Consider the following 15,914-nt stretch of genomic DNA (forward strand, 5'->3'; position numbering starts at 1 on the left):
TTTGAATATTCGGTTTAAATTGGAATGATAACCCACGAAATTAAAGGTTACGCTTTTAATTCACTAAATTTGCACCAATTAAAATCTATCATGGAAAGTAAGCGACAGCAAAAATACAGCAAACTTATTCAAAAAGAGATCGGAGAAATCTTCCAAAAAGAAGCTAAACATCTCTTAGGCAGCACCTTTGTAACCGTATCGGGAGTTTCAATGAGTCCTGATCTTGGAGTAGCCAAAATTTACTTGAGCTTTTTGTTGGACAAGGACAAAGTGATGTTTGAAAAAATCAATGAAAAGAAAAGCGAAATCAGAAAACATTTGGGAAACCGAATCGGTAAATCGGTACGGATTGTACCTGAACTTGCACTGTTTTTGGATGACTCAGCTTCCTATGCACAGCACATGGACAAAGTGATTTCTTCACTTGATATCCCGGAAGCTCCTGAAGAAGACGAAGAAACCGAAGATTAATTCCTAAACTGCATTTCTTGAACACTTCATTTTTTATAGCAGCCCGATACTTCCAAAGCAAAAAGAAGAAAAACTTTATTACCATTCTATCGATCATTACGATGGTTGGAGTGGCTGTAGGCGCTATGGCTTTGGTGATCGTTTTATCTGTTTTCAATGGCTTGGAGGATTTGGTACGGGGGCTTTATGCATCTTTTGATGCTGATTTGAAAATTGAAGCAAGTCAAGGCAAATCTTTCCGCATGGATGAAAGCACTCTCCGGAAAATAGAAGCAGTGGAAGGTGTCTTTTTGGTGACAGAGGTGATTGAAGACAATGCTTTATTCAACTATCGGAATTATCAACACCTGGCACGGATCAAAGGTGTTTCTGACAATTACCTTGCACAGCCCCGATTTGAGCAAGGCTATATTTGGGGAAAATTGGATTTAGGCACCCAAGAACGACCTCAAGCCATCATTGGGAGAGGTGTTGGCTTCTTTTTATCAATTGATCTAAACAACGAATTTGACTTACTTCAAGCCTACTACCCAAAAGCACCAAGAAACGCTGCTACCATTGACCCTCGGCAGCTTTACAATCAAGGCACACTCGTCCCCACTGCTTTCTTTAGCGTAGAAAAAGAGTTTGATGACAATTACATCATCGCACCCCTATCTTTTGTCAGCCGACTTTTAAATTACGGAGATAAACGAACAGCCATCGAAGTGAGTGTTCAAGAAGGGAACTCAATTAAAAAAGTAAAAGCAAATTTGAAACAACTCCTTGGTGAAGAGTTTACAGTAAAAGATACTGACGAGCAGCATGCAGGCTTACTTCGAACGATTAAAATTGAGAAGTTGTTTGTATTCATTACGCTTACCTTCATTTTAGCAGTCGCCTCTTTCAATATCTTTTTCTCCCTATCCATGATGGCTATTGAGAAGAAAAAAGACATTGCCATTCTTTATGCCATGGGAGCCAAAGCATCCACTGTCAAAAACATATTCATCAAACAAGGTAGTATCATTGCTTTTTCGGGCGCTGCAATCGGACTAGTATTGGGTTTTATCATTGTTTGGCTTCAGGATACCGTTGGATTGGTATCCATGGGGATAGATTCATCCATCATTGAAAACTATCCGGTAAAGATTGTTTGGACTGACTTTTTATGGACCAGTGTATCGGTAATTTTGATCACACTTCTAGCTTCCTATAGACCAGCTTTATTGGCATCCAAAGTAAAATCCACTGCACTATAAAAATAAAAAAGCCGTGAAATAGAATCTCACAGCTTTAGTCAATTAACAATAAACCCAAAATAACCAGCTGTAGGAGAAGGATTCGAACCTCCACGAGGCAGTTAGGCAAAACACGAGCTCCATGTTTGCTTTATGCTGTACTCCTCACCCCCGAGACAGGAGGGCTTGTCTGCCAGTTTCAACACCCTACAGTATAATACTTGGGAACCTTGTGTTCCCGATTTACTTATCATAACCTTTGGCTGTAGGGGAAGGACTCGAACCTCCACGAAGCGGTTAGGCAAAACACGAGCTCCATGTTTGCTTTGTGCCGAACTCTCCACCCCCGAGACAGGAGGGCTTGTCTGCCAATTTCAACACCCTACAGGATAACTCAACGCGACCTTTTGTCTTTGTTGATAATTCAAAGTTAATAAAGCGAATCATATTTTAAAATTTTTTCAACAATAAAACTGTTTTTTTACAGTATTTTTATTTTTGATGGCATTTCATTAGATATTTAATAAATCTAATCAATCAATTTGCCACGGCATTGAAAAATCCGAAATGAGGGATTAATCCTGTAATCTTTCCTAACTTTACGGTGTGAAAAAGTTATTATTATTAGGCTTAATCGGGTTGCTATTCGCTTGCACCAATGAAAGCGCTCGCAATCAGGCATTGATCAATGTGTTTTTGGTCGATGCACCAGGAGACTTTGATGCTGCTCTAATAGAAATTCTAGGAGTAGAAGTGAGTATTTCAGGAGGAAGAACTGGAGAAAGTGTTCAGACATTTTTTTTACCTAATCTTGCAGGCAATAGACAAATCAATGTTTCAGCATTGATAGGAGGGGAACAATTTTTAATCGGAAGGGACGAAGTACCGATTGGACAGATTATAGAAATGAAACTGATATTAGGAGAAAACAATCGTGTACGAATTGATGGGGCCACTGAACCCTTGAGGTTAGTTTCGGCAGCATCTCAAGAACCAGCCATCCAAACGAATTTCATCCTAAGCGCAGGCATATCCCATGATTTAATCATCGACTTTGATGTTCATCGCTCCATTACAGGGCAGAGGGGGAATGATTTTTTCTTAGATCCGGTCATTCGTGCATTTTCCACAAGCAATACAGGTGTGATCTCTGGCACCATCAGACCGGCAGGTCAACAAGCAGTCCTATATGCTATTCAAAATCGTGATACTGTCACAACTACGATTTCGAATCTCAACAATGGCCAATTTCAATTGAGAGGACTGACCGGCACCTATACGGTTGGCATTCTTCCATTCGACAATGCCCTCAGAAGAGACAGTTTGGTTAATATTGTGGTGACACCTCAGACGACTACACAAGCTGGAAATATCAACCTTCAACCAAGACAGTAAGCCATGGAGTTAGACCTGATGTATATGCAAAGGGCTTTGGAGCTTGCTGAACTTGGACGTGGAAGTGTAAGTCCAAACCCATTGGTAGGCTGTGTGATTGTCCATCAAGACCAAATTATCGGTGAAGGTTATCATCAATATTATGGCGGACCACATGCTGAACCTAATGCCATCGAACAAGTACAAAACCCTGATTTATTAGCGGACGCTACTGTGTATGTAACCCTGGAACCTTGCGCCCATTGGGGAAAAACACCTCCATGTGCCAATCTCTTGATTCAACATCAGGTAAAAAGAGTAGTTATTGGAGCTTTAGACAGCAATCCATTAGTGGGAGGAAAAGGCATTCAATTATTACGAGAAGCAGGAATAGAAGTCGTCACTGGAGTTTTGGAATCAAAGGTTCAGGAGCAGAATAGGCGCTTTTTTACCAACATGGAGAAAAAACGGCCCTATGTATTATTGAAATGGGCAGAAACTGCCGATGGATTTGTTGCCCGAAAGAACTATGACTCCAAATGGATCAGCAATTCCTATAGCAGGCAGCTAGTCCATCAATGGCGTTCAGAGGAAGATGCCATTCTTGTTGGCAAAAATACCGTAATCCACGATAATCCTTCTCTCAATGTACGGGATTGGGTTGGGAAAAATCCTACGCGAATCATTCTTGCTACATCCATAGATCCCAATAGTCCGTATCATGTCTTTGACCAACGGATACCAACGATCATATTTAATGAAACATTGGATCGGGAAGAATCAAATAAGATTTTTATCAAAGTGGATCATGTTCATGATATTGCCAACATTCTCCATCAACTATACCTTCGAAAAATAGGCTCCGTACTTGTAGAAGGTGGAAGCCAGGTACTGCATGCCTTTATCAAAGAAAACCTTTGGGACGAGGCCCGTGTATTTAAAAGCGTACAATCCTTTGGAGAAGGAATACCCGCACCACAGCTTTCCGGAACCATCATCCAAGAATTGGATGTTATGGGGGACAAACTTTCGATTTATTTCAATAATTAATTTATGGCAGAGTCAATTTACCTACCAACTAATGCAAGTAAGGCTGAAATCTATCAGGCAATCTTACCTCAACTTGAAGCCTTGATATCAGACGAATCAGACCTTTATGCAAATCTTGCCAATGTCAGCGCAGTGCTTAGGGAAGCTTTTGGCTTCTTTTGGGTAGGGTTTTATTTGGTAAAGAATGATCAATTGGTATTAGGACCATTTCAGGGACCTTTAGCATGTACTCGGATTAATTTTGGAAAAGGTGTTTGCGGTACTGCTTGGAAAGAAAAAAAGACACAGCTTGTTCCTGATGTGGATGCATTTCCTGGACATATAGCCTGCAGCAGTGCTTCTAAGTCCGAAATTGTAGTTCCCGGTTTTCACGGAGAAGAGGTTTGGTGTGTTCTGGATGTAGACAGTGACCGATTAGATGATTTCGATGAAATTGATCAACAATACCTAGAACTATTGATGCAGCTATTGGACAAACAAACTATGAAATAATATTTTGTCAAACACACTAAATAAAACCGATTGTTCATAACTTGTGCAAAAACCCCAAACAAATGTGGGTAAATTGTTGAAAAATTAGACAGTTATTTTTTGGTTCTGAAGTAAAAATGATCGAAATTTGATATCATCAAGTAAGAGATAATAAGGAGCCTAGAAACTCCGGTAGATTTGAAAAACTGGTGTTAGATCAAGAAGGGAAAAGGTTCTTAGGAAATTATTCCCAACAGGTAATGCTGAAATTCTGGAATCTGTGATCGCTTTGAAAAAATAAGCCTTACGGCCATCTGATGGACCGCTTCAGCCAGATCAAAACTATCTCCAATTGGGCAACTGAAAGGACTTATGAACTGTAGCTTGACGTAGTTTGGCAAATTACGGTTTACCAGGTTACGAAACGGGAACATTTCGACTAGAATTGTTCCCGTTTTTGTTTTTTACATGTTTCGGATTTATGGTTCGATCTCAAACATTGCCTCAATCTCCACAGGGATATTATCCGGCAAAGACCCCATTCCTACGGCACTTCTCACGCCAATCCCATTTTCCTCCCCCCAAATAGCTGCAAATAATTCACTGCACCCATTGATTACATAAGGATGTCGTTCAAAACCTTTCACGCAATTGACCATCCCCAATACTTTGATTACTCTTTTTACATTATTCAAAGACCCAAGATTGGCTTTTATAGTGGAAAGCATGGCTAGACCAACTTGCCTCGCTGCCAATTTCCCCGCATCAATACTCATATCATCGCCTATTCTTCCAACAATCAGAGAACCATCTTCTTTCCATGTTCCATGACCGGAGAGATACAAATGATTTCCAAGAATTAAACAGGGCTTATAAACTCCAATAGGCTTGGGAGGGGGTGGCAAAATCAAGCCTAATGATTCAAAATTCTCTTCTGCTGTTCGCATAAACATCGGTTTTATGATAAGTTGGGTTTCAATAGCGTTTAGATAAGGATACAAGTTGAATTGAAACTTTACCAAAGTTGGATTAGAAGAACAATCAAACTGAGTATGCTAACAAAACTTTGGAAAAGTTATGCTTAACTAAACGAAATTAATTTGGGTTTTATCGATTTTCTTTAATCATAACGCAAGACATGTATGATGGTTTTTCTAAGATCTCAATCACTGTTAAAACCCATAGGGGGCAAGTTAATCAGTTTTTTAGAAGTTTGAAGGTTTTTACATCTCCGTCTGGGCCTTTCAGGCAGAAAAAATATACTCCCTTCAATGCATTGCTCAAAACAAGCGATGCATCAAAGTCTGAAAGTCTTCCATTAAATAAATCCTGTCCTTTTACATCTGAAACTTGGAGATAAACTAGGTTAGCATTCCAGTGACTTGGAAACTCAATAGCTAAGGCCCCATCCGTATAAGGATTTGGGTAGTAGACAATCGTACTTTCAGAAGCTTTGTTTCTCACTCCTTCCAAGCGGAAGACTTTGGAAAAACTACGTTGCCCATCTTTGTCCACTTGCTCCAATTGATAGAAAGTCCTTTCGTGGGGAAGTCGAAGCACATAACTCCACTCATAGGTATTGACTTCCTTCCCCAGGGCTTTTACCTGCCCGATGACTTCGAAGGCATCTACCCCAGCGGTAGCTTTCCAAATGACAAAATGAGAGGTGTTTTTTTCGTCCAAAGTCTGCCAGTTTATCTTAACATGCCCCTCAAACCAATTTGCGGATTGAGCATGCCACCGCAGAGGCAGTACAGAGAGGACACGGTAACTCCCGATGGTGAATGTCTGATTATTCAACAGTGAAAAAGGGACTTCCCGCCGGGCCCAAAGCGTGTCATTGTCTATGGCAAGTAAATTGTTTCCAGGTGCAGCCTGTCCATTGCTGACAATTCGTAAATCCTCTACTTGGTCAACCACTAAGTTTTCAGCAGCCATGCGCATTTCAATAGTAGAAGAACCCTCAGAAAGCCCAGAAAGCAATACATAAGAATTGAGTTGATAAAGGATAGGCGTGCCATCTGAATCGTCAAAATCAGGATCCCAATTAGCTCCGGGAATCTCCATATATTGCAATTCCAAAGTGCCTCCAGGTGACTCGCCTGCTAACCGAAATCTACGAATCCCACCTTGAAAACTATCTTTCAAGGGGAAGGTTGCATTCCTTGCAGTAAGTGTACTGGGCAAATTCCGGTAATAGAGGCGATGCAAATGAACCCATACACCCTCAAATTGCTGTAAACCTCCAAGTCCAGATTCGTTTAGGTATAAATCTTTTCCCTCAAAGTCCATTGTCCCACTTCGCATGTACAACAACCGATCAACCAACAAATCTCCTGAAAACCGCAGAGAACCGCCTGTTTTTAGCAGCTCTACATCATTCAATTGGAGCGATGGTCCTACCAGCTGCTGTTCCCCACTCCCATAAAAGCGCACAAAACCATTCCCATGAGTTGGAAAATCACCACTCAATACAGCCAAATCACCATCCAAAAAGATGGAATCCTGAAGTATTTTTTGGGCTCCGTTTTCGAATAACAGATTATGATAGTTTTTGGGAATGCTGGCTCCTGCCATGGTATTGCGAAGCATCCGCTGCACTCCTGAGCTTGCCACGTAATAAACATTCCCCTCCAATTGAAAATTCACCACATCTATCAACGGCTCATTCCCTGACAAAAACAAAGAAGCCCCGGCTTTCAAATGGAATAATGCTCCCGGGACAGCCGCAGACCGCTGAATAATAGACGCCAATGGAGCAGAACATTCAGATAGCAACCGTGCGCCCGGTTCAATGATAAAATCTCCATAAGGACCTGCACCATTAAAAATTGCTTGGTTGTTAAATGAAAAAGTAGAGCAAGCTGGAATGCCCGCTGTGTTGACCGTCTGTACAACGGTCCCTGATTGCACAATGAAGGCATTGGCTTTGAAGGCTGAATTTACGGTAAATATTTGCCCAGGATCTGGATCGAATACTACGGTGTAGCGACTATTGGTAGTATTAGCTGACCAAGAAGCCCGGTCCACGACAATCCTTGAACTGCCTTTGAATACAATCCTTCCGGTCTCTGGATATATCCAATCCAATACGGGACTGGAAACAGTATTGATTTCGAACAAACCTCCAACGCTTTGAAGTCCCCTAAGGGCACCATACACATGTAATTCAAAGTTTTGCAAATTGAGCTTTCGGCCCGGGCTCGCTGCACTGAACAAATATACATGATTCGCTTCTTCCTGTTGCACCAATCGGACCTCGTGCCCTTGATCAATAAATATGGAATTCCCCGCACTTGGCTTGGCACTTGCCCCTATCCAAGAAAACCCATCCCACATCTCCCATATCGCAATATCCTGATAATCTCCCGAAGCTATGGTCCTGTAATCTCCGATAGTTAATGGTATCTGCGCAAACAGTGGATTACAATGAAGCGAACTAAGGACACAAAAAAATCCAAGAATCCTGTAAATTCGCAGGAAACTTTCTATCCGCACCTGATATGTCTTCTTTTGAAAAACCATTTTACACCAGTAGAAAAGCGAATACTAAATTTAAATCTTGCTTGTCCTTCTTGAAAAAAATGGTCTTAACTTATTCGGTTATTTATTCGACTATTTTTAGCCTACAGGCTCAGGATTATCAAATAAGCCTGTTAACCTGCGATCCAGGGGAAGAAGTCTATACCACATTTGGCCATAGTGCGATACGAGTCAAGGATACCCTTTCAGGCGTGGACTTGGTGTATAATTACGGCACCTTTGATTTTGGAGCACCATATTTCCTATTCAACTTCACCCGTCGAACATTGGACTACATGCTCAGCGTGAGCACTTATGATCGATTTTTGTTTGAATACAACTACTTTCAGAGAAATGTACGGGAGCAGATCTTGGATTTAAATCCGGAACAAACAGCCAAATTGGTTCAATTTCTTGAAATCAACCGGCTTCCTGAAAACAAGTTTTACCGGTATGATTTCTTCTATGATAATTGCGCAACCCGGGTACGGGATGTATTGGAGACCGTATTGGGCAACCAATTGGAATGGAATGAACCAATTGAACCTGAACAAAAAACTTTTCGAAACCTCATAGACGAATACGTGTATCCATTGCCTTGGGCGGATTTTGGTATTGATCTGGCATTGGGTGCAGTAATCGATGTACATGCAACCGAAAGAGAAAAGCAATTCTTACCAGACTATATGGAAGCTGCCTTTGCCCGCGCGCAAATTGTGGGCGATGGACCAAGCAGACCTTTGGTAAAAGAGCAATTTGAAGTACTCACCTTTGAACCACAACCTTCCTCACTCAACTTTTTCCAACCATTGGTTATCTGGTGGTTATTGGCGATTTTCTTTATGGCAATCACGTTTATTGGATTTAAGAAAAAACGGCTATTTAAAGGATTTGACATCGCGTATTTTGGAATTTTGGGAATCTTGGGAATCGTTATTACGCTTCTTTGGTTTTTTACCTTTCATTCCCAAACGAAGTGGAACTGGAATATTCTATGGGCCTTTCCAGGACATCTGATTTTAGCCATAGCCATGTTTAAACAAACATGGAAACCATGGATAAAAAAATATCTCCTATTCTTGTTGATAAGCACAAACCTTGCACTGGTCTTTTGGGTCATTGGATTTCAATCGTTTCATCCAAGCATTGTGCCTTTGCTCTTAATCAGTCTGCTACGAAGCAACTTCCTCTACTACAATCAGGAGAAATTTGCAATTCGGAGATAAATACAGCATGTCCCCAAACTTTGACGGGGGGATTTGGTGTTATACACAATCTACCACTAATCTATGGAGTTCAACTTACAATCTGAATTTAAACCAACTGGAGACCAGCCACAAGCCATTCGACAACTAGCCGAAGGGGTGGAAAATAGGGAACCTGCGCAAGTGCTTCTTGGCGTTACGGGGTCTGGTAAAACCTTTACGGTCGCCAACCTCATTCAGGAAACACAGCGTCCTACCTTGGTTTTGTGCCATAATAAAACCTTGGCTGCACAATTGTATGGAGAATTCAAGCAATTTTTCCCTGAAAATGCTGTGGAGTACTTCATCTCCTACTATGATTATTATCAGCCAGAGGCTTTTATCCCAACCTCGGGAACCTACATAGAAAAAGATCTTTCCATCAACGAGGAAATTGAAAAGCTACGCCTAAGTGCTACCTCGGCATTACTTTCAGGGAGAAGGGATGTGATCGTGGTGGCTTCTGTTTCCTGCATTTACGGTATTGGTAATCCAGAAGAATTTGGAAAAAATGTTATCCGATTACAAGAAGGGGACCGGATACCTAGGAATCAATTGCTGTTTAAATTGGTGGATATCCTATACAGTCGCACCAATCAGGAGATGACACATGGTACCTTCCGCGTCAAAGGAGATACGGTGGATGTCTTTGTAGCCTATGCTGATTTTGCTTACCGTATTTTCTTTTGGGGGGATGAAATTGAAGCAATACAGCGCATAGAACCCGCTTCAGGTAAGAAAATTTCGGATGAGAAAATCATATCCATTTTCCCTGCCAATTTGTTTGTCACTGGCAAAGATACCATAGACCAAGCCATCCATGAAATTCAAGATGACTTGATGGCACAAGTTGCCTTTTTTGAAAGAGACTTGAAATTTATCGAAGCCAAGCGATTGAAAGAACGCACAGAATTTGACTTGGAGATGATTCGGGAACTCGGATATTGTTCGGGTGTAGAAAATTATTCCCGCTACTTTGACAGACGACAGCCAGGTACAAGGCCCTTCTGCTTACTCGATTACTTCCCCGATGACTATTTGATGGTCATCGATGAAAGCCATGTGACCTTGCCGCAGGTGCGGGGTATGTGGGGTGGTGACCGCGCTAGAAAAGTCAACTTGGTGGATTATGGATTTCGATTGCCTTCTGCCATGGATAACAGACCGCTCAATTTCGATGAATTTGAGAGCTTGACCAATCAGGTCATCTATGTGAGTGCCACCCCTGCTGATTACGAACTTTCCAAAACAGAGGGGATCGTGGTAGAGCAGATTATCCGTCCAACAGGCTTGTTGGATCCAATCATCGAAGTTCGTCCAAGCGGAAATCAAATTGATGATTTATTGGAAGAAATCGACCAAACCGTCAAAGAAGGTGACCGTGTCCTAGTTACCACTTTGACGAAGCGTATGGCAGAGGAACTGCAGAAATTCTTGGAGCGGGCAGGGGTGAAATCCCGATATATTCACTCAGAAGTGAAGCCATTGGACCGTGTGGAAATTTTGAGAGAACTAAGATTAGGCGTTTTTGATGTACTGGTTGGGGTGAACTTATTGAGAGAAGGATTGGATTTACCGGAGGTTTCTTTGGTGGCTATTTTAGATGCTGATAAAGAAGGATTCCTAAGAAATGAACGCAGCTTGGTACAAACAATCGGTCGGGCTGCTAGAAATGAAAATGGTCGCGTGATTATGTACGCAGATAAGACCACAGATTCCATGCAAATGGCCATCGATGAGACCAAACGTAGAAGAGGAATTCAGATGGCTTACAATGAAGAACATGGTATCACTCCAACGACTGTTCGCAAATCCAAGGAAAAAATTCTTGGGCAAACCAAAGTTGCCGATAGCAAGAAAAATGCAAAAGTCTACGAAGACCAAGTCGATGTGGAAGCCATGGTTGCCGCAGATCCGGTGGTGCAGTACTTGAGTAAGGATAAACTTGAGAAATTGATTACACAGACGCAGAAACAAATGGAAAAAGCCGCCAAAGAGTTGAACTTTATGGAGGCTGCCCGTTTGAGAGATGAGTGGCAAGGCCTCAAAAACAGGCTCGCAACGCTCGAAAGGAGTGTTTAATTGCAAAAAACGCTTAATGGTCATCAAAGCCATCACCTATGACCCTACAAGAAATTTACAAACTCGCCCAACAAGGGGAGGGTATCCGAACCGAGTTCAAAAAAAAGGCAGCCTTTCCCGAGAAGATTGCACGGGAGATTATTGCCTTGGCGAATACGCAAGGTGGTTTTTTGTTGATTGGAGTAGATGATGATGGCACTGTCAGTGGTCAGCGATTTATTGAAGAGGAAGTTTTTGTGATGGAAAAAGCCATTCGAGAATATATTTTTCCTGAATTGACCTATGAAGTCCGTGTTCAAAAACTCAACCCCAAGAAGGGCATTGCTGTATTTTCAATTCCCATATCCGAGAATCGACCCCATTACATGAAAGATGGCGAGCGTAAAAAAGCTTACGTACGGGTAAAAGATAGAAGTATTCAGGCTAGCCGGGAGATGTGGGAGATCATCAAGCGTGGAAAGACTCCCAAAGACACGGTATTTACATATGGTGAAAAGGAAACGCTGTTGATGAAAGCCTTGGGCGAGCAAGAAAAAATCACCCTCCGCGAATTCCAGCGCCTTGCCAAACTCCCTAAATTCCTAGCCTCGAAAACACTGGTAAGGCTTGTCCTTGCCAATGTACTCAAAATTCAGCCGCAGGAAGGAGAGGATTATTTTATCTTGAATGAGGGGTGATTTTTTTTATCGGTAAGTTTAAGGTGAGACCCTTTAGTAAATTTTAAATGAATTACACTTCCTAAACTATGAATAAACGTAGCATATTCTCGCTCCATTACCCCAAAAACTCCCCCACTCTCTCTTCAAATCCCTTCACTCCCTGCAAACCACCTGTATGAATCGCTAGAATATGGGAACCTGTGGGGATATGACCTTTTTCAACTTCTCCCAAAATAGCAGCCATCATTTTCCCAGTATAAATAGGGTCTAGCGCTAGATTTTGGCTTTTTTTAAACTGACGGATCAGGTCCAGTAATTCATGCGTCCACTTGGCATATCCTCCAAAATGATACTCCAAGAGAATCTCATAGCTTCCGTTTACCTGAATTTTATGATTTTGGATCAATGCTTGAATTTCTTTAATCATAAAATCCCCCTTCAAAGTGGATACCCCAAGTAACTTTTGATGATCTTGTATACTGGAGGCCAAGCCTGCAAATGTTCCCCCTGTACCTATGGCGGTGAATATATGGGAGTAGTTAGCATCTTCAGCGCTCAAAATTTCAGCTGTTCCTTGAATTGCCAATGCATTGGTCCCCCCTTCGGGAACAATATAAACCTTCCCAAAGACATCTTGAAGCTCTCGGAGAAACTCAGGCTGATGTTTGTTTCGATACTTACTCCTATCCCAGTAATGCAACTGCATACCTTGTTCTTGGGCAAATCGAAGTGTTGGATTCAATGAGTTTGATTCCTCTCCTCGGATAATGCCAATACTTTCCAAACCCATCAATTGACAAGCAGCAGCGGTCGCATGGATATGATTGGAAAAAGCACCTCCAAAAGTTAGGATGCGGGAATAGCCTTGAGCTATCGCTTCTTGGAGATTGTATTTTAACTTGAAAAACTTATTCCCAGACACTTCCCCATGTACCAAATCCAGGCGTTTTACCGTAAGTTCAAGGCCTTTTCCCTGCAATAAAGGATGGGCTATAGACTGGTAAGGAATGTGTTGGGGAATTAACATGGATGCATATTTCTTACAAATATCCAAAATCTTGGGAAATGACCCTATTTTTGCAAGATGGAAGAAATTTTTGACGGGGAAAACCAAGAAGAAGACGAGTTAGAGCTATTCGAACACTATACCTTTGTAGTAGATAAAGGCCAACAAGCTACTCGCATCGATAAATTCTTAACTGAGAAAGTGGCTAATGCCACCAGAAATAAGGTTCAGACAGCCATTGACAATGAAAACATCTTAGTCAACGGACAGCCCACCAAGGCCAATTACAAAATCAAGCCCTTGGATGAGATCAAGGTATTATTTGAAAAACCTCCCCGGGATACTACGGTCATTCCAGAGAATATTACACTCGATACTTTATTTGAAGATGACCACTTAATGGTTGTCAATAAGCCAGCGGGTATGGTTGTTCACCCTGCTCAAGGAAATTGGACGGGTACTCTGGTGAATGCCTTGGTCTATCACTTCAATCAATTACCTACTTTACCCGGGAATTCGGGCAGACCAGGGCTTGTTCATCGGATTGATAAGGATACCTCTGGATTATTGGTTATAGCTAAATCTGAGGCTGCTATGACGGACTTGGCTCATCAGTTTTTTCACCATACTATTGAGCGCACCTACTTGGCGCTTGTGTGGGGAGAACCAGCAGACGATGAAGGAACAGTAGATGCACATGTGGGCCGAAGTGCCAAAGATCGTAAGGTAATGGACGCATATCCTGATGGCAGTCAAGGCAAAAATGCTATCACCCATTGGAAAGTATTGAAACGCTTACGATATGTTTCTTTGCTGCAGTGCAATCTCGAAACAGGACGAACCCACCAAATCCGTGCACACATGAAATTTTTAGGCCATCCCCTTTTCAATGATGCCATGTATGGGGGTGATAAAATCAGAAAAGGCACCCAATTCTCCAAATACAAGTCTTTTGTTCAAAACTGCTTCGATGCATTACCAAGACAGGCCTTACACGCCATGTCTCTTGGGTTTATTCATCCGATCACCAAAGAAAAACTGTATTTTGAAAGCCCTTTACCGTCAGATTTTCAGACAGTTTTGGAAAAATGGGAGCAATATGTGCAGCATAATGAATAAAACGGAGCGCAGGAAACTCAAAAACAGTTGCCAAGTTTTCAAAATACAAGTATCCGCAATCGATTACAGATAGCAAACAAAAAAATTATAGCCCATAAAATTAAAAATACTGTAAATTTTCATCTAATATTTTTCAATATTTCCAAAATATTGGATTCGGCATTAACTTTGTAACATCAAAAGCGAGATACTGTGGAATGATGGCAGGTTAACCGAAGGATCGTTTCCTTCTTCCATAGCAGGTTATTTTGGGTTTATTGTTAATTGACTAAAGCTGTGAAATTCTATTTCACGGCTTTTTTTATGTCTAGACTTTTTCACACTATTTACAAGCTCTTGAGCGCTCATCATTTTTCAGGCAAAAATTGCTGAAAAAATATGTACTTTTCAAAGTTAATCTGACATACCCCATGAAGCCAACCATCATTATCGGAGGAGGAATAATAGGCTTATTTACAGCTTACTACTTAGAAAAATCAGGGATTCCATCCATTATCATTGATAAGGGAGACATGCAGGACACCACCTCTACGGGAAATGCAGGTATGATCGTTCCAAGTCATATTATCCCTCTGGCCGCTCCCGGTATGATTAGCAAAGGGATAGCCTGGATGTTTTCCTCCAAAAGCCCATTTTATATCCATCCAAAACTAGACCGTAAACTCCTGGAGTGGTCATGGCTTTTTTACCGTTCTGCCAATGCAGCACATGTGGAGCGCTCCATTCCTTTCTTGAAAAACATCAGCTTGCTCAGTAAATCCTTGTATCAGGATTTCAGATTGGAGCATCAAGCTTCCGCCGAGTTGCAACTGGAGGAAAAAGGCTTGATGATGCTTTATCAAACAGCGGAGGTGGAAAAAGAGGAAATTGAATTTGCCCATTTGGCCCGAAAACATGGACTGGAAGCTGAAATTTTAAGTCCAAAAGACATTTCCACGATTGAACCTAATCTCGAGGTGAAAGCCAGAGGAGCAATACTTTTCCCAGGAGATGCACACTTATCCCCTGCGGCGCTGTATCAATTCCTCAAGAAATACTTGGAGTCAAAAGGAGTCGCCTTCTACAACAATCAAGAGGTATTGGGATTTGAACAGAAAGGTGGAAAAATCAACGCCATTATTACCTCCCAAGGAGCGATTGAGGGAGAAAAATTTATGTTTTGTGCAGGTGCTTGGTCTGCATCGTTGGCTCAGATGCTAGGTTTTAAGTTGCCCATGATGGGTGGCAAAGGCTACAGTTTCATGCAAGATAACACCCCTGAAATCAAGCAAGCCTCCATTCTAACCGAAATGAAAGTAGCTGTCAGCCCCTACGCTTCCAAGGTACGTTTTGGAGGAACGATGGAAATTGCCGGAACAGATGAGCGGATCAACATGAACCGAGTGAAAGGTATTTTTGAATCCATCAACCGTTTTTATCCAGGGTTTCAAGCGGAATTCCCCGAAAAAGAACAAATTTGGAAAGGGCTTCGCCCTTGTTCTCCTGATGGAGTCCCTTACATTGGGCAGGCGCCGGGCTATGAGAATGCTTGGTTTGGAACAGGCCATGGTATGATGGGCATCAGCATGGCCCCCGCCACAGGTAAAATTTTATCTGATTTGCATCAAGGCCACGTAAGTCCTATGGACTTGAAAGCTTTTGAGGTGGGGAGGTTTTAATACTCAATACTGTAATGGAAATTACTGTAATTTCCATT

Annotated in this window: 13 protein-coding genes and 1 tRNA gene; 10 read left to right on the plus strand and 4 right to left on the minus strand. The window is 41.8% G+C overall.

Going from position 1 to position 15,914, the window contains the following annotated elements; genetic code table 11:
• Window positions 1–90: 90 nt before the first annotated feature.
• Both rbfA and ACXIUD_RS00540 read left to right on the plus strand, forming a co-directional pair.
• Window positions 91–471 carry a 30S ribosome-binding factor RbfA gene (rbfA, locus tag ACXIUD_RS00535; protein WP_458050691.1) on the plus strand — a complete coding sequence of 127 codons (381 nt, stop codon included), beginning with the start codon at window positions 91–93 and terminating at the stop codon, window positions 469–471.
• Between the two features lie 17 nt (window positions 472–488).
• Window positions 489–1,712, plus strand: coding sequence for an FtsX-like permease family protein (locus ACXIUD_RS00540; protein WP_458050692.1), 1,224 nt, complete (start codon window positions 489–491; stop codon window positions 1,710–1,712).
• Window positions 1,713–1,951: 239 nt separating this feature from the next.
• Here ACXIUD_RS00540 and ACXIUD_RS00545 read toward each other — a convergent pair.
• Window positions 1,952–2,078 (minus strand) — tRNA-Asp (locus tag ACXIUD_RS00545).
• 219 nt (window positions 2,079–2,297) lie between these two features.
• Between ACXIUD_RS00545 and ACXIUD_RS00550 the strand changes: the two genes are divergently transcribed.
• From ACXIUD_RS00550 to ACXIUD_RS00560, 3 genes are read left to right on the plus strand one after another with little or no spacing between them, the layout of a single operon-like run.
• On the plus strand, window positions 2,298–3,086 hold the full coding sequence (locus tag ACXIUD_RS00550) for a DUF4382 domain-containing protein (protein WP_458050693.1): 789 nt from the start codon (window positions 2,298–2,300) through the stop codon (window positions 3,084–3,086).
• Window positions 3,087–3,089: 3 nt separating this feature from the next.
• Window positions 3,090–4,115, plus strand: a complete 1,026-nt coding sequence (ribD, locus tag ACXIUD_RS00555) for a bifunctional diaminohydroxyphosphoribosylaminopyrimidine deaminase/5-amino-6-(5-phosphoribosylamino)uracil reductase RibD (protein ID WP_458050694.1) — start codon at window positions 3,090–3,092, stop codon at window positions 4,113–4,115.
• Between the two features lie 3 nt (window positions 4,116–4,118).
• Window positions 4,119–4,607: a GAF domain-containing protein gene (locus ACXIUD_RS00560; protein WP_458050695.1), complete on the plus strand. Its 489-nt coding sequence runs from the start codon at window positions 4,119–4,121 to the stop codon at window positions 4,605–4,607.
• Between the two features lie 458 nt (window positions 4,608–5,065).
• On the opposite strand, the gene ACXIUD_RS00565 is transcribed toward ACXIUD_RS00560, so the two are convergent.
• Together ACXIUD_RS00565 and ACXIUD_RS00570 are read right to left on the minus strand one after the other, a co-directional pair.
• Entirely contained in the window at window positions 5,066–5,533 is a 468-nt protein-coding gene (locus tag ACXIUD_RS00565) for a RidA family protein (protein ID WP_458050696.1), read from the minus strand.
• Window positions 5,534–5,783: 250 nt separating this feature from the next.
• A complete protein-coding gene (locus ACXIUD_RS00570; protein WP_458050697.1) occupies window positions 5,784–8,111 on the minus strand; it encodes a T9SS type A sorting domain-containing protein in 2,328 nt (775 codons plus the stop codon).
• A 59-nt stretch (window positions 8,112–8,170) separates the two neighbouring features.
• On the opposite strand from ACXIUD_RS00570, the gene ACXIUD_RS00575 reads away from it, so the two are divergent.
• The 3 genes from ACXIUD_RS00575 to ACXIUD_RS00585 all read left to right on the plus strand — a co-directional run bounded on the left by ACXIUD_RS00575 (window position 8,171) and on the right by ACXIUD_RS00585 (window position 12,111).
• Window positions 8,171–9,334, plus strand: a complete 1,164-nt coding sequence (locus tag ACXIUD_RS00575) for an Lnb N-terminal periplasmic domain-containing protein (RefSeq protein WP_458050753.1) — start codon at window positions 8,171–8,173, stop codon at window positions 9,332–9,334.
• 63 nt (window positions 9,335–9,397) lie between these two features.
• Complete coding sequence (gene uvrB, locus ACXIUD_RS00580; protein ID WP_458050698.1) at window positions 9,398–11,434, plus strand: excinuclease ABC subunit UvrB; 2,037 nt, start codon at window positions 9,398–9,400, stop codon at window positions 11,432–11,434.
• Between the two features lie 38 nt (window positions 11,435–11,472).
• Complete coding sequence (locus ACXIUD_RS00585; protein ID WP_458050699.1) at window positions 11,473–12,111, plus strand: AlbA family DNA-binding domain-containing protein; 639 nt, start codon at window positions 11,473–11,475, stop codon at window positions 12,109–12,111.
• A gap of 97 nt (window positions 12,112–12,208) precedes the next feature.
• Here ACXIUD_RS00585 and ACXIUD_RS00590 read toward each other — a convergent pair whose 3' ends face one another.
• A complete protein-coding gene (locus ACXIUD_RS00590) occupies window positions 12,209–13,120 on the minus strand; it encodes a 1-aminocyclopropane-1-carboxylate deaminase/D-cysteine desulfhydrase (RefSeq protein ID WP_458050700.1) in 912 nt (303 codons plus the stop codon).
• A gap of 57 nt (window positions 13,121–13,177) precedes the next feature.
• On the opposite strand from ACXIUD_RS00590, the gene ACXIUD_RS00595 reads away from it, so the two are divergent.
• Window positions 13,178–14,218 (plus strand): RluA family pseudouridine synthase, encoded by a 1,041-nt coding sequence (locus tag ACXIUD_RS00595; protein WP_458050701.1) that lies wholly within the window; start codon window positions 13,178–13,180, stop codon window positions 14,216–14,218.
• A 410-nt stretch (window positions 14,219–14,628) separates the two neighbouring features.
• A complete protein-coding gene (locus tag ACXIUD_RS00600; protein ID WP_458050702.1) occupies window positions 14,629–15,876 on the plus strand; it encodes an NAD(P)/FAD-dependent oxidoreductase in 1,248 nt (415 codons plus the stop codon).
• Window positions 15,877–15,914 lie beyond the last annotated feature (38 nt).

The sequence above is a fragment of the Mongoliitalea sp. genome, from assembly GCF_054166905.1.